Source organism: Marinobacter sp. (assembly GCF_034669625.1).
Taxonomy (GTDB): Bacteria; Pseudomonadota; Gammaproteobacteria; order Pseudomonadales; family Oleiphilaceae; genus Marinobacter.
Genome location: NZ_JAXMOY010000002.1, coordinates 270,461 through 292,847 on the forward strand (window position 1 = coordinate 270,461; position 22,387 = coordinate 292,847).

Consider the following 22,387-nt stretch of genomic DNA (forward strand, 5'->3'; position numbering starts at 1 on the left):
ATGACTGCAGCCATTCGTCAGTATTTGGTGATCACCGGCAATTACTGGGCTTTTACTCTGACCGATGGTGCTTTGCGCATGCTGGTGGTGTTGCATTTCCACCAGTTGGGCTATTCACCATTGGCCATTGCCCTGCTGTTTATTTTCTATGAATTGTTCGGGGTGGTGACCAATCTGGTGGGCGGGTATCTCGGTGCTCGCTTGGGCCTCAACCGCACCATGAACATCGGGTTGTTCCTGCAGATTGTCGCTCTGGCTATGCTGGCGGTGCCGGCAGCCATGTTGACGGTGCCGTGGGTGATGGCCGCGCAAGCTTTATCCGGCATCGCCAAGGACCTCAACAAGATGTCCGCCAAGAGCGGTATCAAACTGTTAGTGCCGGATGAACAGCAGGGTGCGTTGTATAAGTGGGTGGCGATTCTCACGGGCTCTAAAAATACCCTGAAAGGCGTGGGTTTCTTTTTGGGGGGTGTGCTGTTGATGACCGCAGGCTTCACGGGGGCGGTGGTTATGATGGCCGTCGCGCTGGGGTTGGTGTGGTTGGCTAGCCTGTTTTTGCTCAAGCAGGAGCTGGGTAAGAGTAAAGCGAAGCCCAAGTTCCGGGAGATTTTGTCCAAAAGCCGGGCCATCAATGTGTTGTCTGCGGCGCGGATGTTTTTGTTTGGTGCCCGGGATGTGTGGTTTGTGGTGGCATTGCCTGTGTACCTGCACACGGCATTCGGCTGGGATTTTTGGAAAGTCGGCGGATTTATGGCGACCTGGGTCATTGGCTACGGCTTTGTCCAGACGATTGCCCCCAGAATTACCGGCGATACCCGCCGTAAATCCGGCACTGTGCTGTGGGCGGCGATGCTGGCGGTGGTTCCGGCGGCGATTGCCGGTGCTCTCATGGCGGGTTGGCCGGCGCAGGGCGTTGTGATCGGTGGTTTGCTGCTATTCGGCGTGCTGTTTGCCATCAATTCATCCCTCCACAGCTATCTGATTGTCAGCTACGCCCGGGGCGATGGCGTTTCTCTGGATGTGGGTTTTTATTACATGTCTAACGCCGCTGGCCGATTGCTGGGCACCGTGTTATCCGGATGGGTTTATCAGGCATACGGGCTGGAAGCTTGCTTGTGGATATCTTCCGCATTGATAGCCATCGCAGCCCTGCTATCGGTATGGTTGCCGGAGCGTATGAATGACTCGATAGGGGAACAAGGTTATGTCTGATTCCAATGTGGTTGTTATTACCGGTGCTAATCGCGGCATTGGGCTGGAACTGGCCCGGCATTATGCCGAAGATGGGTGCGAAGTGATCGGTGTCTGCCGGCAGTCGTCGGACGAGCTTGCCAGTGTGGCCGCCCAAGTGATCGATGGCGTGGATGTGACCACCGATGCCGGAATCGAAAAACTCGAATCTGGCCTGGCGGGCAAACGCATCCATCTGCTGATCAACAACGCCGGCCTGCTGCAGGACGAGCAACTCGGCAGCATCGACCTTGATTCCATCCGCACCCAGATGGAGATCAACGCCTACGCACCGTTGCGTGTAACCGAAGCTTTGGTGCATTTGATGGGGCAGGGCAGCAAGATTGCTAATATCACCAGTCGCATGGGGTCGATTGCCGATAATGACTCCGGTGGTCGTTATGGTTATCGGGCGTCCAAAGCGGCGCTGAACGCTTTCGGCAAATCGCTGGCGGTAGATCTGCAGCCTAAAGGGATCGCCGTGGCACAGTTACACCCGGGATATGTGAAGACCCGAATGGTGAACTTTGGTGGTCTGATTACGCCGGAAGACTCCGCCCGGGGACTGGCGGAACGAATTGCCAACCTGACTCTTGAGAACACCGGTTCCTTCTGGCACAGCAATGGCGAAGCGCTGCCGTGGTGATGCAGATAAGGAACCCGCGTTGAAGTCCAGACCGCGCATTCTGCTCCTGTCAGCCTACGACGCCGCCAGTCATAAACGTTGGCGGGAGCAGTTGACGCATCTCTTGCCGGAGTACCAGTGGCACAGCCTGGTCTTGCCTCCGCGCTTTTTTCAGTGGCGGATTCGGGGCAACGCCCTGAGTTGGCTCGATGAGCCTTGCCTGCACGAGCGTTGGGATCTGGTGATCGCCACCTCCATGGTGGACCTCGCAACGTTGCGGGGCCTGCACCCCCTGTTGGCGAGCACGCCGTGCTTGCTCTATATGCACGAAAATCAGTTTGCCTTCCCGATCAGCCAAAAGCAGCAGGGGCGTGTCGAGCCCCAGATGGTCAATCTTTATAGTGCCGTGGCGGCGGATTTTGTGGCGTTCAACAGTGCCTGGAATCGGGACAGTTTTGTGGGTGGAGCTCAAGCGTTGTTGGATAAAATGCCGGATGCTGTGCCGGATAGGGTCATCGAACGTATCCAGCATAAATCCGATGTGATCCCCGTGCCCATAGAGGATCGCCTATTCACTGATGTTCCCCGTGTTATCAATCGGGCCTGTCCGCACCTGCTTTGGAATCACCGCTGGGAATACGATAAAGGCCCGGATCGTTTGCTTAACTTTCTGGAGCGGCTGGAGCAGAGGCGGCAGCCCTATAAGTTGAGTGTGGTGGGGGAAGGTTTTCGTAATCACCCGAACGCTTTTGGCGAGATTGACGCGCGGTTTACCCATCGACTCGAACATTGGGGCTTCTTGGCAAGCCGCTCAGCGTACGATGATTTACTGCGCAAGGCGGATGTCGTGCTTTCAACAGCCCTGCATGATTTCCAAGGCCTTTCGATGTTGGAGGCAATGGCGTCCGGGTGTGTGCCCTTGGCCCCGGATAGACTGGCCTACCGCGAATACGTGCCAGCCAGTTGTCGTTATCAAAGCCACGAGCAAGATGCTGATGCCGAGGCGGATGCAGCGCTCGATCGCTTGCAAGCGATGCTGGACATGCCGGTTACCTCATTGCCGCCGGAGGCTTGGAAGGCCTCCGTGTTGGCAAAGCGCTATCGAACGCTGATCAATAACCTGATCGATACGAGGCGATGCGTGTAACGGCGAGCCGTTATTGCGGCCGGTCGGGCACTTCCCGGATGCGGCCCTGATCATCAATAGCCACGTAGATAAATAAGCCTTCGGTGACCTTCCGCGGGGTCTTGGCGAAGCGGTCCAGCATCCAGACTTCCACATTGATTTTCATCGAGCTGCGGCCGATGTCCACCAATTCGCAGTAGCAACTTACCTGAGAACCGACGCGCAGCGGCGATAAAAACTCCATCCGATCCATGGCGACCGTTGCGCTGCGCCCACGGGAAATGCGCCCTGCCATCGTGGCCGCGGCGATATCCATCTGCTTGACCAGCCAGCCGGCAAATACATCACCGTTGGCATTGGTGTCAGACGGGAGTGGAACTACCTGGAGGGTAAGGTCTCCACGGGGATTCGGTTTATCATCATCGAACGCTGTCATGGGATTAGCCTGTTACTGCTTATGAATTATTTTGCATGCATGGTAGCGAGGCCGCAGCGGTCTGCAAGCAAATTCGAACAATGATGATCATAGTGGGAAGCAATATTTCTTAAAAGCTGTAACAAAGTTGTCACAGAGTCTCCTTAGGATGCACTTATCGAAGAACGAGATACGTAAACAGCGTCCACTTATATTGGAGACAAATACGTGATGAAACTGAAATCAGTCCTGACATCTGTTGCTTTGGTTGGCAGTATTGCCGCCGTGTCGGCTCCGGCCATGGCTCGAGATACCGTGAACATTGTTGGCTCGTCAACGGTCTATCCATTTGCCACTGTGGTTGCTGAGCGTTTTGGTCGCAACACCGATTTTCCTACCCCGAAACTTGAATCGACCGGTTCGGGTGGTGGTCTGAAATTGTTCTGTGCCGGCATCGGCACCCAGCACCCAGACATTACCAACGCGTCTCGCCGCATGAAGAAAAGCGAATTCGAGATGTGTCAAAACAACGGTGTGAAAGACATCACCGAAGTGAAAATCGGCGCTGACGGCATTGTGATCGCCAACTCCAAGGATGCGGAGCAAATGGATCTGAGCCTGCGCCAAGTGTTCCTGGCTCTGGCAAAAGAAGTGCCGGACCCGAAAGGTGGCGACAAGCTGGTCGCTAACCCTTACCAGAAGTGGAGCGAGATCGATTCCAGCCTGCCGAACAAAGAAATCAGTGTGATGGGCCCGCCTCCGACCTCTGGCACCCGTGATGCTTTCGTTGAAATTGCCATGGAAGGTGGCTGTAAGACCTTCGATTTCATCAAGGCGATGGATAAGAAAGAAATGCGCAGCGTTTGCCACAGCATGCGTGAGGACGGTTTGTTTGTTGAAGCTGGCGAAAACGACAACTTGATTGTTCAGCGCCTGGCTCAGGATACAGACACACTAGGCATCTTTGGTTACAGCTTCCTGATGGAAAACGCGAACCAGATTCAGGCCACGACCATTAACGGTGTTGAGCCAACTCCCGATACTATTGCGGATGAAGATTATCCGGTTGCCCGCTCGCTGTTCTTCTATATTAAAAGTGCTCACGTGAGTGTGATTCCGGGTATCAAGGAATACGCGGAAGCGTTCACCAGTGAAGGCGCATGGGGTGACAATGGCTATCTGGTCGATGTTGGCCTGATTCCGAACCCACGTAACGTGCGCATGGACGTGGCGAAGAATGTGCGTAACCTGACGCCGATGACCGGTAACGAGCTCTGAGCATCGCTCAGAACCATCAAGGATGATGAAAGAATGCGGGCCTGACAGGCTCGCGTTCTTTTGCCGTTTCCGACAGACGCTTAATATTCACACAACACAGAGAACTCTATGCAAACGGCCAATCTATTGCCCCTGATTCTGGTGATTGCGGTCATAGCCTATGGATTGGCGTACATGCGGTCGCGATCGGTTGCGGGCCCATTGGGCGGCATCCGTAACCTTAAGGCATTGCCCTTTTATTACGCTGCTCGTGCAGCGTTGTGGTGTGCCATTCCTGCTTTGATTGTCTTGAGCGCTTGGGCGGCGTTTGAGGGAAAAGTGATCCAGAATCTGGTGGTGAGCTCATTGCCGGTGGAGCTGTTGCCGACGTCGGCGGGCGAAGCCAGCTTGTTGATGTCGCAGATCAACAACGTCGCAGCCGGTAAGCTGAACCCGAATTTTGTGCCGGCCGAGGTGGTGGGTGCTGCCGACCAATTGGGCGCTCTGAAAGCCCAGAGCAGCCAGTTTAAAGCGGTTCTGGTGGTTCTGATTGCTGTGCTTGGTGCAGCCTTTGCGTGGAGTCGGGTGCAGCCGCAGATCAACGCCCGTGAAAACGTTGAGCGTGCGCTTCGGTGGATTTTCTTTGCCTGTGCGGCGGTGGCGGTTTTAACCACTGTCGGCATTGTGTTCTCGGTGATTTTCGAAACCGTTCGGTTCTTTGGCAAGGTTCCTATTACCGAATTCCTGTTTGGTACCTCCTGGAGTCCCCAAACTGCACTTCGGGCTGATCAGGTGGGTTCTGATGGTGCTTTCGGAATCATTCCCCTGTTTACGGGGACTTTGCTGATTTCTGCGATTGCCCTGCTGGTGGCGGTGCCCACCGGTTTGTTGTCAGCGGTTTATCTGTCTGAATACGCCTCGAAAACGGCCCGAGCGGTCATCAAACCGTTGCTGGAAATGTTGGCGGGTGTACCTACTGTGGTATACGGCTTTTTTGCTGCCTTAACGGTGGCGCCCTTTATTCGTGATCTGGCTGAAATGATCGGTCTGGAAGCGTCCTCCCAGAGTGCTCTGGCGGCGGGTCTGGTGATGGGCATCATGATCATCCCGTTTGTTTCATCGTTGTCGGATGACGTGATCAATGCGGTGCCCCGCACCCTGCGGGATGGCTCTCTGGCACTGGGGGCTACCCAGTCTGAAACCATGAAGAGCGTGATTTTCCCGGCGGCCTTGCCCGGCATTATGGGTGGGATTCTGCTGGCGGCGTCCCGAGCCGTTGGTGAAACCATGATCGTGGTCATGGCGGCGGGCCTTGCGGCCAACCTGACCGCTAACCCGTTGGATTCGGTGACCACCGTCACGGTTCAAATCGTCACACTATTGACCGGAGACCAGGAGTTCGACAGCGCCAAGACCCTCGCAGCGTTCGCTCTGGGCATGATGCTGTTTATTCTGACTCTGGCCCTCAACATGATTGCCCTGAAAGTGGTTCGCAAATATAGGGAACAGTATGACTAACCAACGTTCACAGGCGGAGATTGTCCGCCAGTCGCTGAAGCAGCGATACCGTAAGGAGCGCAGGTTCCGGCTCTATGGCATAACCGCCATCGCCGTAGCGCTGCTGTCTCTGGTAGTGCTGTTCACCGACATTATTGGCAAAGGCTATACCGGTTTCATCAAGACCACGATGACTCTGGAGGTGGTGCTGGATGGTGAGCAGATGTATCTGGACGATCCGACGGATAAAGACCAGATCGCCATGGCCGATTTCCAGGCGCCGATCATTGCGGCGTTGCAGCGCTATTTCCCTGAGGTGGAGTCCAGAAAGGATGTGCGCGAGCTGAGCCGGTTGTCCGGAAACTATGCCAGCAACCAGGTTCGTGATTTGCTGAAAGCTCAGCCGAACTTGCTGGGCACCACTCAGACCCTCGAGTTTCTGGTGCACGATACCGTTTCGGTGTACGTCAAGCATGCCGACAACCCGGCCTACAGTATTCGGCTGTCTGATCAGCAACAGCGCTGGGTGGATGAGTTGGTAGAGCAAGGCGTGGTAACAACCAGCTTCAACGACGTGTTTTTCAGTCGCGGAGATTCCCGGGAGCCTTCCAACGCGGGCATTTTGGGGGCTATCGTGGGTTCGTTGCTCACCATGTTGGTGACGTTGGTGATTGCATTCCCGACCGGGGTGGCTGCCGCGGTGTATCTGGAAGAGTTTGCGCCGCAGAACAAGCTGACCGATTTTATTGAGGTGAACATCAACAACCTGGCGGCCGTGCCTTCCATCATCTTTGGTCTGCTCGGGCTGGCGGTGTTTATCGGTGTGTTCGGTATGCCCCGGTCAGTGCCGGTGTTGGGTGGTTTGGTGCTGGCTCTGATGACCTTGCCCACCATCATCATTTCCAGCCGGGCTGCGATTAAAAGTGTGCCGCCGTCCATTCGCGAGGCAGCGGAAGGCATCGGCGCCTCGAAGATGCAGGTGGTTATGCACCATGTGGTGCCACTGGCCATGCCCGGCATGATGACCGGCTCCATTATCGGTATGGCGCAGGCGCTGGGTGAAACCGCGCCCTTGCTCTTGATCGGGATGGTGGCGTTTATCGTCGAGGTACCTGAAGGCTTCTTCAGCTCCGCTACCGTGCTTCCGGTGCAGATCTATCAATGGGCCAGCAGTGCCGAGCAGGGCTTTGTCGAGTTGGCCTCTGCCGGCATCATGATCCTGCTGGCCTTTATGATTTCCATGAATGCTTTGGCTATCTGGCTGCGTAGACGTCTTGAGCGCCGGTGGTAAGGAGTACAGCGATGAACAGTATGAATACAACAGCAAAGCGTGCAGAGAATATGTCTGAAAAGGTGGCTAAGCCAGTGATTGAAGAAAGACCCGAAAATGCAGTGATTACCGAAGGCGCCACCGTAGGCCGACCCTTTGCTGACGACCCTAAATTTAAGTTGCGGAATGTCGAAGTGTCCTACGGCGATAGCCCGGCGATCAAAAACATCAGTCTGGATATCGGCCGTAATGAAGTTATTGCGTTTATCGGACCGTCAGGCTGCGGTAAATCCACCTTCTTGCGATGCCTGAACCGGATGAACGACAGCATCGATATCTGTCGGGTGAAAGGCTCACTGATGCTGGACGATCAGGACATCTACGATCCCAAGCGAGATGTGGTGGAGCTGCGTGCACGGGTGGGCATGGTGTTCCAGAAACCGAACCCGTTTCCTAAGTCGATCTATGACAACGTGGCCTATGGCCCGCGAATTCATGGTCTGGCGAACCGCAAGTCAGATCTCGACGACATCGTTGAGAGCAGCCTGCGCAAAGCGGGTTTGTGGGAGGAAGTGAAAGATCGTCTGGATGCTACCGCGACGGGTATGTCCGGTGGTCAGCAGCAGCGGTTGTGCATTGCCCGTGCAATTGCCGTCAGCCCAGAGGTGATCCTGATGGATGAGCCATGCTCGGCGCTGGACCCGATCGCGACCGCGAAGGTAGAAGAGCTGATTGCTGAAATGTCGGAAAGCTACACCATTGTGATCGTCACCCACTCGATGCAGCAGGCTGCTCGGGTTTCCGACCGCACGGCCTACTTTCACCTTGGGCATCTGGTGGAAGTGAATGACACCAACAAAGTATTCACCTCCCCCGACCATCAATTGACCGAGTCCTACATTACCGGTCGCTTTGGTTAAGCCGGTCTGGAACAGCTGGAGACACAAGACATGCCGACTAAAAAAGATGATGTATATGGCGATCACATTTCCGCCAGATTTAACGATGAACTGACTGAGCTGAAAACCCAGTTTCTGAATATGGGCGGCTTGGTGGAAAGTCAGGTAGAACGGGCCGTGCAGGCGTTGACCAATAACGACAGTCAGTTGGCCGAAGACGTTCGACAGAACGACAAGGCGGTTGATCGGATGGAAATGGATCTCGATGAAGAGGCCATCCTGGTGATCGCCCGTCGTCAGCCAGCCGCGCGGGACCTGCGTTTGGTAATTTCGGTCATCAAGATGGTCGCGGACCTGGAGCGGGTGGGCGATGAGGCGAAAAAGATCGCCAAGATGGCCATTACGCTGTCGGAAGAAGGCCAGGCACCGCGTGGTTACGTGGAAATTCGTCACATCGGCAAACATGTGCTGAGCATGTTGCACGATGCATTGGATGCCTTTGCCCGGCTGGATTCCGATCAGGCGCTGCGGGTTATGAAAGAAGACCAGCAAGTGGACGAGGAGTATCAGGCAGCTGCTCGGGCGTTGCTAACCTTCATGATGGAAGATGCCCGTAACATCACCCGCTGCATGATGGTGATGTGGGTGCTGCGAGCCTTGGAGCGTATCGGTGATCACGCCTGCAACATTGCTGAACACGTAATTTTCATGGCCAAAGGGGAAGATGTTCGGCATTCGCCCATGGAGGAAGCTGAGAGGGTGGTCGGGCGCTGAGTTAGGGGCTTAGAGGTCAGTCGGTTTTTCACCGTAGTCAGAAGCAAGCGGGTCGGTGGTGCTGTTCGAGACTAGCTTTCGCCAGGGATGGCGAAAGCTAAGCGCGCAGGGATGCCTCGAGCGTGTCCCGAACAGCACCACCGGCCCGCTTGCCTCCCGCCAAATCAGGCCTGCTTCATCTTGTCGGTATACGGCGGCCACCCCATCGGCTTGCCAGCCAGCAGGTGCAGATGGATATGGAACACCGTCTGCCCGGAATTTTCTCCGCAGTTCATAACCACCCGGTAGCCATCTTCGGCAAAGCCCATGTCCTTGGCCAGTTTCGCCGCTACCCAGTAGAGATGCCCCACCACTTCCCGGTCGCTTTCTTCAATGTCGTTGATGGTGGCAATGTGCTTTTTCGGAATGATCAGCAGATGCACCGGCGCTTGCGGGTTGATGTCCCGGAACGCCAGAGTCAGGTCGTCTTCGTAAACGATGTCGGCGGGGATTTCCCGGTTGATGATCTTGGTAAAGAGAGTTTCAGACATGATGGCTCCTTGGTTGCTCATTGAGTCCGTGATGTTTCGGCTTAAAGCCAGTTTGGCATAGGTAAACGGTTGGTGATCTCCCGGAAAAGTGCCGGTGGTTGAGCGTCCAGTCCCATGGCATAGCGGGCAACTTTGTTGCGTGCAAAGGGTAGGGCTCGGGCCGCGCCCAGGCCGAGATTGCGTGCCAGATGTATGGGCGGAATGGTGTTGCTGAACAGATGATAGAACAGGTCCATAGCCAGCATCATGCGCCGGTTGGCCGGGCGTCGCTGTTGCTCATAAAGGCCCAGCCAGTGTGCGCTGGCCAAGTCATCCCCGCTGCGGCGCGCCTCTTTTAACAAACCCTGCAGGCACTCAGCATCCTGAAAACCCAGATTCACCCCTTGGCCGGCCAGTGGGTTGATGGTGTGGGCGGCATCGCCGGTGAGAACAACCCGGCCCGAATAATAGTGTTTGACGTGTTGGCGAGCGATGGGGAAGCTGCCCCGGTCTTCGATAGCGGTCAGGGGCGGCAGCTCTTGGGGAAAACCTTTCTGGATTTCAGCCATCAAGGCCTCATCGCTCAGGCCTTTCAGGCGCGAAATTTCGGCCGGCGAGTCGTACCAGACCAAGGAGCCGCGGCTCTCTCCCGGGTATTGCGGGCCGGCGCTGTGCAGCGGCAGGAACGCTCTGGGCCCGGAGGGGTAAAAACCCTGCCAGGTGATGTCCTTCACGGGGCCCTGATAACGTACCGAGATTATCATGGCCTGCTGGCTGTATTGGTCTTTGGTGGTGCCAATACCGGCCATGTCCCGTACCCGGGATTGGGCGCCGTCGGCACCAATCACCAAAGCGGCGCTCAGGTCCTGGCCATTTTCAAGAGTCACGGTGACCCCTTGCTCGGTTTGGGTAATGGCGGAAACGCCATGACCGGCGAGTATCGAAACGGTAGCTTCAGCCTCTGCAGCCTGCCATAACCCTTTTTGAGTGATGGAATTTTCGACGATGTGGCCCAAGTGCGTGGAGCCTAGTCTTTCAGCATTGAACTGTACCTGATTGACGGTTCTCGGTAGCAGCTGGCTGAGTGGGTGGGGCGTTTCGTCCCAGACGGCAAGGCGTCGGTAGGGTGTGGCACGCATGGCCAGAATGTGGTCCCAGGCCCCGAGGCTTTGTAGATAGGCTTCGCTGCCCGCGCTTAAGGCAGACACGCGAATATCAGGCGCAGCGTCCGGGTTGAAGGCCGGTGCTGGAGCACGGTCTACCATCGCAACATTGAAGCCATCGCGCCCCAGACCGGTGGCGAGAGCGGCGCCGACCATGCCGGCGCCGACGATCACAATATCAAAAGCTTGAGTCATATCGGGTTCCTGTCTGATGCCCACAGTTTACGCGATGGCAAAGAACAGACAAGCGATGGAACGCAATATAGCCCGTTGGATTATAGGCGCGGTCAGCCGCTCAAACCGGACACCCTCTGGCGAGAAAGTTCTGTGGCTTGCTGGCGGCCCTTTAACATCCACGCCGGTTTCTGGGTGCCAGGCTTGGTGAAACCTCGCGTCAGTACCAGTGGCTGCACAAGGTTCAGGAAATCCTGGGTTTTCATGTGCAGGGTTTCAGTATGACTGCCCGCCGCGAAGGCGAGGTCTTCCTGTTCCGTCAGGGGCTCCGCGCAGTACACCGTCATATCAAACAGATTACCAAAAGGCGGCATAGCGCCGACTTCACAGTCGGGAAAACGGTTCTGAAAGGCTTGTTCGTCGGCGAGATCAACAAAGTCCGTGTCGAGCATTCTGGACAGGCTGTCCCAGCGAATGCGCCAGGTAGCAGGCATTACCAGCATGGCCATTTTCCCGTCGAGTTCGAGAATGACGGTTTTGACCACCTTGTCGCCAGCGATCTGGACGTGGTGAGCGAGTTCTTGTGCGGTGAATGCGGGAGGGTGAGTGAGGCACATGTATTCTGTGCCGGATTTGTCCAAGAAATCTTTGAGCTGCTGTACTGGCATAAATACAACCTCCTGACAGCACGGACAGAGTTGTAGAGCCTTCCGAAAAAAAATCCCGGGCCGGCTCCGGTAGCGGGCAGTGCGTTGTCTGCCTGCCTTACCGACAGCTTAGCCCAGGATTTTCGGTTTGCGAACCAGCGGGTTTCCCTGTGTGACAGGGTTCCGGTTAGTCGCCGTTGATCATATGAACGCTGCGTTGCGGGTAGGGGATGGTAATCCCTTCTGCATCGAACGCCTTCTTTACGCGTTCCTGCATGTCCCAGTAGAACGGCCACAGATCTCCGGAGCTGGTCCAGGCGCGAACCTTCAGATCAACAGAGCTCTCGCCCAACCCGCCAACGACGATCATTGGTTCGGGATCTTTCAAAGCACGCTCGTCTTCTTCGATCAAACGCTTGCAGATGGCTTTGGCCTTGTCGATGTCATCGTTGTAACCGATGCCGAACGTCATATCACAGCGCCGTGTTTCGTAAACGCTCATGTTGGTCAGGCTGGAGTTGGAAAGTTGGCCATTCGGGATGACAACACGGCGGTTGTCGAAAGTGTCGACGATGGTGTAGAGAATGGTGATTTCACGAACAGAGCCGAGGAAGCCTTGGGCTTCGATAGCATCGCCCACCTTGAACGGTTTGAAAATCAGGATCAGTACACCACCTGCAAAGTTGGCCAGGCTTCCCTGCAGCGCAAAGCCAACGGCCAAGCCGGCAGCACCGATGATGGCGACGAAGGAGGTTGTGGCAATGCCAATCATGGAGGCAACAGAGATCAACAGTAGAATCTTGAGGACTGCGCCAACCAGACCGCACAGGAATTTATTCAGGGTTGGGTCTTTTTTACCCAGTTTGTTGTCCAGTACAGACACAAAACGATTGATCAACCATAGGCCGATCATCAGAGTGACAATGGCCAACACTACTTTGGGGGCATAGGTCATAACCATCGCTATGCCCTGATCCAGTAATTCGGAGGCTTTGCCGCTGTCGCCGAAAAGCTCTTCCATAATAACGCTCCTTGGTCGTTAAAGTGATCGTGTAATCAGAGTAACTTGCTGTCTTAGCAGGCTTAACTTGCTCCATTATAGGCGGGTATCCTAGAGTCAGCGAACCTGATGATGCAAATTAGCTTACTGTGCCCGGAGGTTCTGGTGCGCGCGGGCGTACTCGACAATTACCTCTGGGCCGCCGCGTACCAGTATCTTTCCTTGTTTTTTGCTGAGCTGGTAGTCGTACATAGGGTCGTAGTAGTCGTTGAGCAGGCTTTCGATCCAGCGGTTGTGTGCATCTAAGGATCCTTGTGCCTGTTGTTCCAGCGCTTGTTCCATCAGTGTGCGTAACTGTTGGTGACGCTCACCGCCCAAGCGTTTTCGAATGCGATCCAGGGCGCTGAGCAGGTACTCTCGGAAATTGAGCCAGCCAGCTTCTTCGCCGTCGCGCGCAATGTAATCGGCCAACATGTTTTCAACGTAATCGGTACGGATGATGGCGATGCGCTCTTCCATCGGTTGTTCCAGTATCAGCAATCCGGACTCACTCATCCGGGCCCGCTGGCGCTCGGGCATCGCGCAGCGGCCGATTAGCCGGCTTTCGTCTTCCAGGTAAACGGGGCCGCCTACCTGATGGTGGGCTTTCAACATGGCCACCGCCAGACGGTTCTCGAAGTCAATCTGGGAAGGTTGCGGGCTGACTTGCCGGCCAAAGCTGGAGCCTCGGTGATTGGCCAAACCTTCGAGGTCGACCGGGTTGGGCAAGTCGAGCAGGACCCGGGTTTTTCCGGTGCCGGTGCGGCCACTGAGGACCTGGAACTCCTGCTGTTCGATGAGGGCATCGAGGCTGTCGATCAGGAATCGGCGCAGCGCTTTGTAGCCGCCTTTGATCAGCGGGTAGTCAATGCCAGAATCCTTGATCCACTGCTGGGTCAATCGGGAGCGCAGGCCGCCTCGGAAGCAAAACAGATAGCCGTCCGGGTGTTGAGTGGTAAAACGCTTCCAGGCCTCGATCCGCTGTGCTTTGATGTCGCCGGAGACCAATTGGTGACCGAGTTCGATGGCCTTATCCTGTCCCTTCTCTTTGTAGCAGATGCCGATGCGGTGACGCTCTTCATCGTTCATCAACGGGGCGTTGACGGCACCGGGAAAACTGCCTTTGTCGTATTCAATCGGTGCCCGTACGTCCATTAACGGCACGTCGTTCAGGAACAGGTTCAGATAATCATCGGTATCGGGTCTACGGGCCATGTCCTCAGGTCACTGTGGTTTTGAGTGAGTGGGCAGTATACCGGACTGCCAATATCCCGGCATCATGGCTAAGGGTACAATGTCGCCTGGTTATGTACCTGACAGGATTTATGATGACGCCAGAACATCTCAATCAGCACCTTCGTAAGACCTTAAGCCGTGGCCGCGTTGCCGAATCGGCGCCGGCGGGTTGCCCGAGCATGCCGCTTTATTTGTTCGACCCTTCTGTTCTGGAAGGGCCACTTAGCCATGATGAAGCGCAGGCCGTTGTCGCCGAGCCCGCCTATTGGTCGTTTTGTTGGGCCAGTGGCCAGGTACTTGCCCAGTGGATTCTGGACCACCCTGAATTGGTCCGCGGTAAAACAGTGTTGGATTTCGGTTCGGGCTCGGGTGTGGTGGCGGTTGCTGCTGCCCGGGCGGGGGCAGCCCGGGCAGTTGCATGTGATATTGACCCTGCCGCCTTGGATGCCGCTGCGGCGAATGCCCGGCTTAACGGCGTGGAAGTGGAGTTGTGTGACGATTGGGCGCGCCGGCCGAAGGATCTTAACCTGGTCACAGCCGCCGATGTGCTTTACGACCCGGAAAACCGGCCGTTGCTAGCTTCTTTTCAAAAGGCGGCGGAGCAGGTTCTATTGGCGGACTCACGCGTTAAGAATTTGGGGAACGCGGCTTATGTACAACAAGGTATGGTTGAGGCGCGAACCTGGCCGGATCTGAATGAGTTCGAGGAGTTTAATCAAGTTCGGATCTATCTGGCCGGCGGGCAGGGTTAAGGAAAACGTGTGGCTGGAAAAAAACAAAGGGCGACTCGAGAGTCGCCCTTTACAGGTACTGAACCGCCATCCTGAGCAGTTCACAGTCGGAACAGTTAGCGCGTCCTTGCGCGGTGAGCAACAGCCGTGTTGCTGGATCCTTTGCCTTTCCCTGGTGCTGGCGTCCGAGCCGGCAATCCAAATCGATATCCCTTAAGCGAGGCTTCCCTGTGTCCTTGCCTCTCCCCTCAGTCCGTGTGGGGGTGCGTCCAATGCGTCGTCCATTTCCCTGTCATCCCTGACGAGAAACACTATACCAAGGCTTCTGTTGCAAACCTGTGATCTGGGCGGGTACAGCCGGATCTATTTTGGGGAGGGTTATCTATAAGTTATTAAAATTTAATGTCTTACGAGGTTTTATGGGGTTTTGGTGATGGGCTGCGCACGCCATGAATCCAGTAGTTCCTACGGCTTTGTGCGATATATCTCACGGCAGGTCGGGGCCTTATCTTACTTGGTTGCCCTGGTGCGTTGGATGCCCGGCCAAGGCAGCATGCCGATGGTAATGCCCAGAGCGTCGGCCAACACATCGGCCAGAGAGAAATCCCGATAGGGCAGAGTTGCCTGGACAGCTTCAAGGGCGAAGCCAAAGCCCAATAATGCGGGTACATACCAGTGAAAACCGAGGCGTGGCCAGGCCAACCGAGTCACGATGGTCAGTTCTGCAAAGGCGATCAGGTGATTGATCTTGTCGTTGGCAGAAGACGGGATGGGGTAGCTTTGGCTGGTGGTCGCCAAATAAAAAATAGCGGCGAGGGACAGGAACAGCACCGCTTGCCAGAGCCGAGTCATGTGCAAGAGCGAGAAAAAGGTTTGCCGAAAACGACGCATAGAGAAATCCGGGTGTAGTTGCAGGCTGTGGGATTGTGCCTGACATGATATGCTTTGCGCCCCGTTATTGTCATGGCAGCGGAGGACCACCAGCAATGCTCAAGGGAAACTTTTTTCGAGGACTGGGCTACCTGGGAGAGGGGTTCAGGCTAATACGCCAACCCGGCCTGCGGCTGTTCGTGATCATCCCACTTGTGATCAACGTTCTGTTGTTCGGACTGCTAATTTATTTCCTGGCTGAATTGTTCGCTTTGATGATTGCCAGCGCGATGGCGTGGCTGCCTGATTGGGCTTGGCTACAAGCCTTGGACTGGCTGTTCTGGCTGCTGTATGGCGTGGTGATTTTGCTGATGCTGGCTTACGGCTTTGTCATCATTGCCAATCTGATTGGCTCGCCCTTCTATGGCTATCTCTCCGAGCTAACGGAAAAACATCTTACCGGCCAGGAGGTCAGCACCGAGGGTAGCTGGGCAGCGATTGTAAAAGACATTCCCCGAGCACTCTGGAGGGAAGTTCAGAAAATCGCCTATTACCTGCCCAGGGCTCTGGGGTTGTTCATCATTGGCCTCATCCCGGTGGTCAATTTGGCGGCGGCGGTGCTCTGGTTCCTGTTCAACAGCTGGATGATGGCCCTGCAGTACGTGGATTTTCCCGCCGACAATCACCGTGTCAGTTTTCCCAAGCTGCGCAGAGAACTTGCGGCCAGCCGCTTGTCGGCTCTGGGTTTTGGTTTGCCGGTCGCTTTGGCGGCCATGGTGCCCATTCTGAACCTGATCGTTGTGCCGGCAGCTGTATGCGGCGCAACGGCCTACTGGGTTCGCGAAAACGATTCTAAACATCAGTAATTTGTAGCGGAGGTTTCTTGGAAACATCGGAATTTGCCATCGGTCAGCGTTGGGTTAGCCACAGTGATACGGCTTTGGGGTTGGGCATTGTTACCGACATCTCCGGTCGCCGAATCACACTGGGGTTTCCTGCGGCCGATGAGGAACGCACTTACGCCATTGATAACGCACCCCTGTCGAGAATTGTGTTTCAGCTGGGCGAGGGCATAGAGACCTTTGATGGCAACAAATATACCGTGCGTGCCGTAGAAGAAGTGGGCGGCATTCTGATGTATCACGCCGATGACGGCGAAGAGATCGTTCAGGTATCGGAAGTCAAACTTGCGGGCTCGGTGAATTTCTCGGCGCCCCACCAACGTTTGTTTGCGGGTCAGTTCGATCGCAACGGCGCCTTCCGCTTGCGTGTGTCCACGCTTGAGCATCAGGACCGGCTCCGTGCTTCTTCCGCACAGGGGTTGATCGGTGCCCGCACCCAGCATTTGCCGCATCAGTTGTACATTGCTCATGAAGTAGCTCGCCGCCACGCCCCGCGGGTGTTACTGGCGGATGAAGTTGGGTTGGGTAAAACCATTGAGGCAGGCTTGATTCTGCACTACCAGCTGCATACCGGCCGTGCCCGCCGGGCGTTGATTGTGGTGCCGGATTCATTAATGCATCAGTGGCTGGTGGAAATGCTGCGCCGGTTCAATCTGAGATTTTCGATTGTCGATCAGGGTCGTTACGACGACATCAAAGCTCAGGAAGACGATGTGGATGCGTTGGTAAACCACATCTTTGGTGATGACGATGATGGCGTCAATCCGTTCGAAGCTGACCAGTTAGTGTTGTGCAGTCTGGATTTTCTGGTGAGCAGCAAAAAGGCCCGTGAGCACGCCCTGGCAGCGGGTTGGGACCTGATGGTCGTTGATGAGGCCCACCACTTGGCGTGGGCGCCTGAGCAAGCAAGCCCGGAATACGAGGTGGTGGAAGAGCTGTCTGCCGTCAGTAAAGGGCTGTTGCTACTGACCGCAACCCCGGAACAGGTGGGAATCGCCAGTCACTTTGCCCGGCTGCGCTTGCTGGATCCCGCCCGTTTTCACGATCTGGAAACGTTCCGCGAGGAAGAACAACAGTACGAGGCCATCAATTCTGTGGTGCGCAGGTTGCAGGCAGCACCGGATCGCATCGCTGAAGAGGATAAAGCGGCGCTTCAGAACTGGTTGGGCGACGAGCTTGCTGAGCTGCTGGAACAGGATGATGCGCACCAGGCCGTCATCGATGCGCTGTTGGATCGCCACGGAACGGGGCGAGTTCTGTTCCGAAATACCCGCGCGGCTATCAAAGGGTTTCCCGAGCGCCAACCGTCGCCGGAACCATTGCCGTGTCCCGCACTCTATGAAGAGGCCCGCTTCGGTGACACTGGCCTGGCGCCGGAACAAACCGCCGCGGAAGAACAGTGGCTGGTGGAAGACCCGCGAGTGGCTTGGCTGGAGAGAAAGCTGGCCAGCCTGCGTCCGGCAAAAGTCGTGGTGATCTGCGCCCGTGCGGATACCGCCATGGCGCTGGAAAGCTATTTGCAGTTGCGGGCAGGCATTCGCAGTGCCGCGTTCCACGAGCATCTGAGTTTGATCGAGCGGGATCGTGCTGCAGCCTACTTCGCAGATACCGAGCAGGGCGCACAGGCGCTGATCTGTTCGGAAATTGGCAGTGAAGGCCGCAACTTCCAGTTTGCGCATCACCTTGTGTTGTTTGATTTGCCGGCGAATGCCGATTTGCTGGAACAGCGAATTGGCCGCTTGGACCGTATTGGTCAGACTGAAACCATTCAGATTCACATCCCCTACCTTCAGGGTACCAGTCAGGAAATTCAGTACCGTTGGTTCCAGGAAGGATTGAATGCCTTCGCTGAAAGCTGTGCGGTGGGTGTGGCGGTACACGAACATGTCAGCGGCGATTGGCAAAAAGCCCTGGCGGGCGATGAGGCGGCGGTGGAGCCTTTGTTGTCCGCCAGCGCAGAAGAAACCAAACGTCTGAAGACTCTGTTGCATAACGGTCGGGACGCACTGATCGAATTGAATTCCTGTCGCCGGGACGAGGCGGAAGCGCTGATTGCCGAGATCGAAAAAGAAGAAGGTTCGGCTCAGGTTCGCGATTACATGGTGCAGGCGTTCGATATTCTGGGTGTCGATATTGAAGACCACAGCGAGCATGCCGATGTGCTCAAACCCGGCGAACAGTACCAGTCCGGTCATGTGTCTGAGCTGCCGGAAGACGGTCTGACCGTGACCTGGGAGCGTGAGCAGGCGTTGCAGCGTGAAGATATGGCGTTCATGAGCTGGGAGCACCCCATGGTGACTGGCGTGATGGACTCGGTGACCAGCTCCGGCTTGGGTAAGGCGGCGCTGGCCAGCCTGTCAGTCAAAGCCTTGCCGCCGGGAACTCTGCTGCTGGAAGCGGTTTTTGCCGTGCATTGCCCGGCCCCCGAAAGCTTGCAGCTGACCCGTTATTTGCCGGTATCGCCGCTACGACTGGTGGTGGACGTTAATGGCCGTGACTTGTCGAAGGCTTTGCCTCATGACCGTCTGAACGAATTGTGTTCGAACATACGTCGTCGTACGGCCCAGGCCATCGTGCCGAAAATTCGGGCTGAAGTAGAAACCATGGTGGATCACGTGGAGCGCCTTTCCGATCCGCACCTTACACCTTTGAAGGCGAAAGCACTGGCTCGGGTCGAAGCGGGTTTTGAACCTGAAATTCGGCGCTTGGAGGCATTGAAAAAGGTTAATCCAGCGATTCGTGATGAGGAAATTGAGTTCCTGCGCGACCAATTGGCAGCGGCTCGCGATGCTGTTGGCCACGCCAGTCTGGCCCTGGAAGGCATTAGGGTCATCGTGACTTCCTGAGGTCAGCGGTGATATTGAAGATGTGGTTATCTAGCGCAAGGACACCTGTTAAGGTAAGTTGAATAAACGAACCATTAGCCAAGGCCTTGGGTCAATACGACAAAGGCTTTAATCCATGGAAGATAGAGAGAACCTAAAATGACTTTGATTCTTTTTCTGGCGGCACTAGCCGGCTTGCTGTTTGTGATGCGCCGAGAGTCGGGCGCCAAGCATGCCATTGGTGTCATGTTGGTCGTGGGCGTGCTATCCCTGTTTATGGGCTCAGGCTGGCTAAGTCTGGTGCTGTTCATCGGTGCAGCGGTCACAGCGGCGGCCGGATTGCCACAATTCCGCATCAACTGGCTGACCCCGCGGGTGTTTGCCATGTTCAAAAAGGTGGCCCCCAAGGTTTCTGAAACCGAAAAGGTCGCTCTGGAAGCTGGCACCGTGGGTTGGGACGGTGAGCTGTTCACCGGCCGACCTGACTGGCACAACCTGTTGATCAATCGCCATAGTGGATTGACGGAAGAAGAGCAGGCCTTCGTGGACAACCAGTGCACGCAAGCCATTAGCATGTGCAATTCGTGGGATCTGGCCGTTGAGCGGGCGGACCTGCCTAAAGAGCTTTGGGATTTTCTGAAGAAAGAAAAGTTCTTCGGCATGATCATCCCGAAAGAATACGGCGGACTGGGGTTCTCAGCGAAAGCCCAGACAGCGGTGCTGCAGAAACTGGCCGCGAACGAAATGTTGATGGTCACTGTTGGGGTACCTAACTCCCTCGGGCCAGGCGAATTGTTGCTGAAATACGGTACGGAAGAGCAGAAAAAGCACTATCTGCCACGCCTGGCTGATGGTCTTGAAATTCCCTGCTTTGGTTTGACCGGGCCTCGTGCCGGTTCGGACGCTACGTCGCTGCCGGACACCGGTATTGTCTGCAAGCAGGAAGTCGACGGCAAAGAAGTGCTGGGTATCCGCCTCAACTTTGAGAAGCGTTGGATCACTCTGGCCCCGGTTGCCACCGTTGTTGGCTTGGCGTTCCGGATGTTCGACCCGGACGGTCTGCTGGGTGAAACCGAAGATCATGGTATTACCTGTGCGTTGATCCCTCGCGATACCGATGGCATGGAAATTGGCCGTCGTCATTGCCCGATTGGGTCGCCGTTTATGAACGGACCGATCAAAGGCCAGGATGTCTTCATCCCGCTGGATTACGTCATTGGTGGTCAGGAAATGGCCGGTCAGGGCTGGCGTATGCTGGTTGAGTGCCTGTCGGTCGGTCGTTGTATCACGTTGCCTTCCGGGGCTGCCGGTACTGCTGCGTACTCCGTGGGTACCGCCGGTGGGTTCACTCGTGTTCGCCGTCAGTTCAATACCCCGGTTGCTGAGATGGAAGGCGTGCAGGCGCCTTTGGCTCGAATTGCCAGCAAGACTTACATTGCTCAATCAGCGGTGAATCACACCGCCAATATGATTGATAAGGGTGAGAAGCCGGCTGTGCCGTCTGCCATCCTGAAATATCATCTCACCGAGTTCCAACGCGACATTCTGACCGATGCTATGGACGTGCACGGTGGTAAAGCGGTGACCCTTGGGCCCCGTAACTATTTGGGCATTGGCTACAGTGGCATGCCGGTATCGATCACGGTGGAGGGTGCAAACATTATGACCCGAAGCCTGATGATCTTTGGTCAGGGCGCCATTCGTTGCCATCCCTACGTTTTGAAAGAGTTGGCAGCCAAAGATAACGATGACCTGAAAGCCTTCGATGAAGCGTTCTTTGGCCATGCAGGCCTGATTTTCGGTAATGCTGCTCGCGCCTTTACTCAAGCCTTTGGCGTCGGTAAAGCCGATGTGCCGCTCGACAGTGCCTCCAGCAAATACGCACAGGCATTGGCCCGCTTCAGTTCGGCGTTCGGGCTATGTGCCGATGCGGCTATGGCGACTCTGGGCGGTGAGCTGAAGATGCGTGAGCTGTTGTCGGCCCGTTTGGGTGACATGCTGGCGAATCTTTACTTGGGTTCCATGGTGCTCAAGAACTGGCACGAAGGACAGCCGGCCGAAGGCGAGAAAGAGCTGATGGAATACAGCATGACTTTGCTGTTGAATCGCACTGAAACCGCGCTGGACGAATTCCTCAAGAATTTGCCAAGCCGACCCGTGGCCCTGGCATTGCGGGTGATTACCTTGCCGCTTGGCCGTTGCTGGGCCGAACCGAGTGATAAGTTGACCCGGGTGCTGGCTCAGGCGATCTCCAAGGACACGCCGCTGCGTAACAAGTTGCTGGCCGGTGCCTGGACCACTGACGGAGAAGGGGATATTCCGAATCCAGTGGCTCAGTACAACCACTTGCTGAAGGATTACGACAAAGCGGAGCAGCTGTATCGGAAGGCGACCAAAGCCTACGGCAAAGGCGAGTTGCCAATGACCGCCTTGCATCCGGAAGAGCGTTTCGAAGCCGCCCTTGAGGCGGAGGTGTTCACGCAGGAAGAAGCCGACTTCATGCGCGAGTATGAAGAGTTGGTGCTTGAAATGCTGACTGTGGATGACTTCCCGTTTGATGAGTTTGCCCGTAACAAGGACACGCTTATCGATCACAATCCGGCTTGAGGAATTAAGCTGAGATGTGGCTGTCTGCCCTTGCCGTGAGTGTTGGCGCCGTGATTGGCGCCAACCTTCGTTGGGTATTGGGGCTTTGGCTCAATGGGTCTTATCACGCCGTACCTTGGGGTACCTTGGCCGCCAACTTGGTTGGCGGCTGGCTTGTCGGCGTGTTGATTGGCTTTTTCACTCATAACAGTGCGCTGGCACCGGAATGGCGTTTGTTTGCTATTACCGGTTTGTGCGGTGCCTTGACGACCTTCTCGACCTTTTCTCTGGAAATGTTTGGAGCGCTTCAAGAAGGTAAATGGGCGGTGGCTCTGGCCGGCATCCTGTTGCACGTGATTGGCTCCATATTAATGACCGCTTTTGGCTTCTGGACATTCGCCGCGCTGCGAGGATAGATCGCCTGAAATCGGCCTGCTTGAGGTTGTGTATCTTTACCTACACAAATTCTTATTAAGACTCTTGGCAAGCCCGATTTTCAAGAGTAGAGTGTTTACTGAAGGAAAGATTAGCAAAGCAGTTCATGAATAAGACGTACCTCCGCAGTTAGTAGTGCCGTCCTGTTTTTGATCCCGCGAGTTCAGTTTTTCCGTA

20 protein-coding genes are annotated in these 22,387 nt (G+C 55.7%); 13 read left to right on the forward strand and 7 right to left on the reverse strand.

All coding sequences use genetic code 11. The features are described from left to right. Genes arsJ through VOI14_RS03250 form a run of 3 tightly spaced genes read left to right on the forward strand, consistent with a single transcriptional unit; the run spans window position 1 to window position 3,002 of the window. Window positions 1-1,212, forward strand: a complete 1,212-nt coding sequence (arsJ, locus tag VOI14_RS03240) for an organoarsenical effux MFS transporter ArsJ (RefSeq protein WP_323750592.1) — start codon at window positions 1-3, stop codon at window positions 1,210-1,212. Next, the gene (locus VOI14_RS03245) at window positions 1,205-1,876 is read left to right on the forward strand and encodes an SDR family oxidoreductase (protein WP_323750593.1); all 672 of its coding nucleotides are present in this window, start codon (window positions 1,205-1,207) and stop codon (window positions 1,874-1,876) included. The genes arsJ and VOI14_RS03245 overlap by 8 nt, the downstream gene beginning before the upstream one ends. A gap of 19 nt (window positions 1,877-1,895) precedes the next feature. Further along, the gene (locus tag VOI14_RS03250) at window positions 1,896-3,002 is read left to right on the forward strand and encodes a tRNA-queuosine alpha-mannosyltransferase domain-containing protein (protein ID WP_323750594.1); all 1,107 of its coding nucleotides are present in this window, start codon (window positions 1,896-1,898) and stop codon (window positions 3,000-3,002) included. Between the two features lie 10 nt (window positions 3,003-3,012). Here VOI14_RS03250 and VOI14_RS03255 read toward each other — a convergent pair whose 3' ends face one another. After that, window positions 3,013-3,417: an acyl-CoA thioesterase gene (locus VOI14_RS03255; protein ID WP_323750595.1), complete on the reverse strand. Its 405-nt coding sequence runs from the start codon at window positions 3,415-3,417 to the stop codon at window positions 3,013-3,015. Window positions 3,418-3,627: 210 nt separating this feature from the next. On the opposite strand from VOI14_RS03255, the gene VOI14_RS03260 reads away from it, so the two are divergent. From VOI14_RS03260 to phoU, 5 genes are all read left to right on the forward strand, one after another. Beyond that, a complete protein-coding gene (locus tag VOI14_RS03260; RefSeq protein WP_323750596.1) occupies window positions 3,628-4,674 on the forward strand; it encodes a substrate-binding domain-containing protein in 1,047 nt (348 codons plus the stop codon). Window positions 4,675-4,782: 108 nt separating this feature from the next. Continuing rightward, window positions 4,783-6,171 (forward strand): phosphate ABC transporter permease subunit PstC, encoded by a 1,389-nt coding sequence (gene pstC, locus VOI14_RS03265; protein ID WP_323750597.1) that lies wholly within the window; start codon window positions 4,783-4,785, stop codon window positions 6,169-6,171. Beyond that, window positions 6,164-7,441 carry a phosphate ABC transporter permease PstA gene (gene pstA / locus VOI14_RS03270; RefSeq protein WP_323750598.1) on the forward strand — a complete coding sequence of 426 codons (1,278 nt, stop codon included), beginning with the start codon at window positions 6,164-6,166 and terminating at the stop codon, window positions 7,439-7,441. Before pstC ends, pstA begins: the two co-directional genes overlap by 8 nt. Window positions 7,442-7,452: 11 nt before the next feature. Further along, window positions 7,453-8,340, forward strand: coding sequence for a phosphate ABC transporter ATP-binding protein PstB (gene pstB / locus VOI14_RS03275; RefSeq protein ID WP_323750599.1), 888 nt, complete (start codon window positions 7,453-7,455; stop codon window positions 8,338-8,340). Between the two features lie 30 nt (window positions 8,341-8,370). After that, window positions 8,371-9,093, forward strand: a complete 723-nt coding sequence (gene phoU / locus VOI14_RS03280; protein WP_323750600.1) for a phosphate signaling complex protein PhoU — start codon at window positions 8,371-8,373, stop codon at window positions 9,091-9,093. A 164-nt stretch (window positions 9,094-9,257) separates the two neighbouring features. Here phoU and VOI14_RS03285 read toward each other — a convergent pair whose 3' ends face one another. The 5 genes from VOI14_RS03285 to mnmH form a co-directional block, all read right to left on the reverse strand. Beyond that, window positions 9,258-9,623 carry a histidine triad nucleotide-binding protein gene (locus VOI14_RS03285; protein WP_323750601.1) on the reverse strand — a complete coding sequence of 122 codons (366 nt, stop codon included), beginning with the start codon at window positions 9,621-9,623 and terminating at the stop codon, window positions 9,258-9,260. A gap of 41 nt (window positions 9,624-9,664) precedes the next feature. Further along, entirely contained in the window at window positions 9,665-10,960 is a 1,296-nt protein-coding gene (locus VOI14_RS03290) for an FAD-dependent monooxygenase (RefSeq protein WP_323750602.1), read from the reverse strand. Window positions 10,961-11,052: 92 nt separating this feature from the next. Next, entirely contained in the window at window positions 11,053-11,607 is a 555-nt protein-coding gene (locus tag VOI14_RS03295; protein ID WP_323750603.1) for a YbaK/EbsC family protein, read from the reverse strand. 166 nt (window positions 11,608-11,773) lie between these two features. After that, window positions 11,774-12,607 carry a mechanosensitive ion channel family protein gene (locus tag VOI14_RS03300; RefSeq protein ID WP_323750604.1) on the reverse strand — a complete coding sequence of 278 codons (834 nt, stop codon included), beginning with the start codon at window positions 12,605-12,607 and terminating at the stop codon, window positions 11,774-11,776. A gap of 123 nt (window positions 12,608-12,730) precedes the next feature. Next, complete coding sequence (gene mnmH, locus VOI14_RS03305) at window positions 12,731-13,840, reverse strand: tRNA 2-selenouridine(34) synthase MnmH (protein WP_323750605.1); 1,110 nt, start codon at window positions 13,838-13,840, stop codon at window positions 12,731-12,733. A 113-nt stretch (window positions 13,841-13,953) separates the two neighbouring features. Between mnmH and VOI14_RS03310 the strand changes: the two genes are divergently transcribed. Then, window positions 13,954-14,613, forward strand: a complete 660-nt coding sequence (locus VOI14_RS03310; protein ID WP_323750606.1) for a 50S ribosomal protein L11 methyltransferase — start codon at window positions 13,954-13,956, stop codon at window positions 14,611-14,613. A 489-nt stretch (window positions 14,614-15,102) separates the two neighbouring features. On the opposite strand, the gene VOI14_RS03315 is transcribed toward VOI14_RS03310, so the two are convergent. Continuing rightward, window positions 15,103-15,483 (reverse strand): VanZ family protein, encoded by a 381-nt coding sequence (locus VOI14_RS03315; protein WP_323750607.1) that lies wholly within the window; start codon window positions 15,481-15,483, stop codon window positions 15,103-15,105. A 95-nt stretch (window positions 15,484-15,578) separates the two neighbouring features. Here VOI14_RS03315 and cysZ point away from each other — a divergent pair, with 95 nt between their 5' ends. The 4 genes from cysZ to crcB all read left to right on the forward strand — a co-directional run bounded on the left by cysZ (window position 15,579) and on the right by crcB (window position 22,191). Beyond that, window positions 15,579-16,328 (forward strand): sulfate transporter CysZ, encoded by a 750-nt coding sequence (cysZ, locus tag VOI14_RS03320; RefSeq protein WP_323750608.1) that lies wholly within the window; start codon window positions 15,579-15,581, stop codon window positions 16,326-16,328. Between the two features lie 17 nt (window positions 16,329-16,345). Next, the gene (gene rapA, locus VOI14_RS03325; RefSeq protein ID WP_323750609.1) at window positions 16,346-19,210 is read left to right on the forward strand and encodes an RNA polymerase-associated protein RapA; all 2,865 of its coding nucleotides are present in this window, start codon (window positions 16,346-16,348) and stop codon (window positions 19,208-19,210) included. A 138-nt stretch (window positions 19,211-19,348) separates the two neighbouring features. Next, the gene (locus VOI14_RS03330; RefSeq protein WP_323750610.1) at window positions 19,349-21,796 is read left to right on the forward strand and encodes an acyl-CoA dehydrogenase; all 2,448 of its coding nucleotides are present in this window, start codon (window positions 19,349-19,351) and stop codon (window positions 21,794-21,796) included. Between the two features lie 14 nt (window positions 21,797-21,810). Continuing rightward, complete coding sequence (gene crcB / locus VOI14_RS03335) at window positions 21,811-22,191, forward strand: fluoride efflux transporter CrcB (protein WP_323750611.1); 381 nt, start codon at window positions 21,811-21,813, stop codon at window positions 22,189-22,191. The last annotated feature ends 196 nt before the right edge of the window (window positions 22,192-22,387 follow it).

Excerpts from the sequence above, each read along its gene's own strand:
- arsJ (WP_323750592.1), top strand. The coding sequence starts at position 1 with ATGACTGCAGCCATTCGTCAGTATTTGGTGATCACCGGCAATTACTGG.
- VOI14_RS03245 (WP_323750593.1), top strand. The coding sequence starts at position 1,205 with ATGTCTGATTCCAATGTGGTTGTTATTACCGGTGCTAATCGCGGCATT.
- VOI14_RS03255 (WP_323750595.1), bottom strand. The coding sequence starts at position 3,417 with ATGACAGCGTTCGATGATGATAAACCGAATCCCCGTGGAGACCTTACC.
- VOI14_RS03260 (WP_323750596.1), top strand. The coding sequence starts at position 3,628 with ATGAAACTGAAATCAGTCCTGACATCTGTTGCTTTGGTTGGCAGTATT.
- pstC (WP_323750597.1), top strand. The coding sequence starts at position 4,783 with ATGCAAACGGCCAATCTATTGCCCCTGATTCTGGTGATTGCGGTCATA.
- pstA (WP_323750598.1), top strand. The coding sequence starts at position 6,164 with ATGACTAACCAACGTTCACAGGCGGAGATTGTCCGCCAGTCGCTGAAG.
- pstB (WP_323750599.1), top strand. The coding sequence starts at position 7,453 with ATGAACAGTATGAATACAACAGCAAAGCGTGCAGAGAATATGTCTGAA.
- phoU (WP_323750600.1), top strand. The coding sequence starts at position 8,371 with ATGCCGACTAAAAAAGATGATGTATATGGCGATCACATTTCCGCCAGA.
- VOI14_RS03285 (WP_323750601.1), bottom strand. The coding sequence starts at position 9,623 with ATGTCTGAAACTCTCTTTACCAAGATCATCAACCGGGAAATCCCCGCC.
- VOI14_RS03290 (WP_323750602.1), bottom strand. The coding sequence starts at position 10,960 with ATGACTCAAGCTTTTGATATTGTGATCGTCGGCGCCGGCATGGTCGGC.
- VOI14_RS03295 (WP_323750603.1), bottom strand. The coding sequence starts at position 11,607 with ATGCCAGTACAGCAGCTCAAAGATTTCTTGGACAAATCCGGCACAGAA.
- VOI14_RS03300 (WP_323750604.1), bottom strand. The coding sequence starts at position 12,607 with ATGGAAGAGCTTTTCGGCGACAGCGGCAAAGCCTCCGAATTACTGGAT.
- mnmH (WP_323750605.1), bottom strand. The coding sequence starts at position 13,840 with ATGGCCCGTAGACCCGATACCGATGATTATCTGAACCTGTTCCTGAAC.
- VOI14_RS03310 (WP_323750606.1), top strand. The coding sequence starts at position 13,954 with ATGACGCCAGAACATCTCAATCAGCACCTTCGTAAGACCTTAAGCCGT.
- VOI14_RS03315 (WP_323750607.1), bottom strand. The coding sequence starts at position 15,483 with ATGCGTCGTTTTCGGCAAACCTTTTTCTCGCTCTTGCACATGACTCGG.
- cysZ (WP_323750608.1), top strand. The coding sequence starts at position 15,579 with ATGCTCAAGGGAAACTTTTTTCGAGGACTGGGCTACCTGGGAGAGGGG.
- VOI14_RS03330 (WP_323750610.1), top strand. The coding sequence starts at position 19,349 with ATGACTTTGATTCTTTTTCTGGCGGCACTAGCCGGCTTGCTGTTTGTG.
- crcB (WP_323750611.1), top strand. The coding sequence starts at position 21,811 with ATGTGGCTGTCTGCCCTTGCCGTGAGTGTTGGCGCCGTGATTGGCGCC.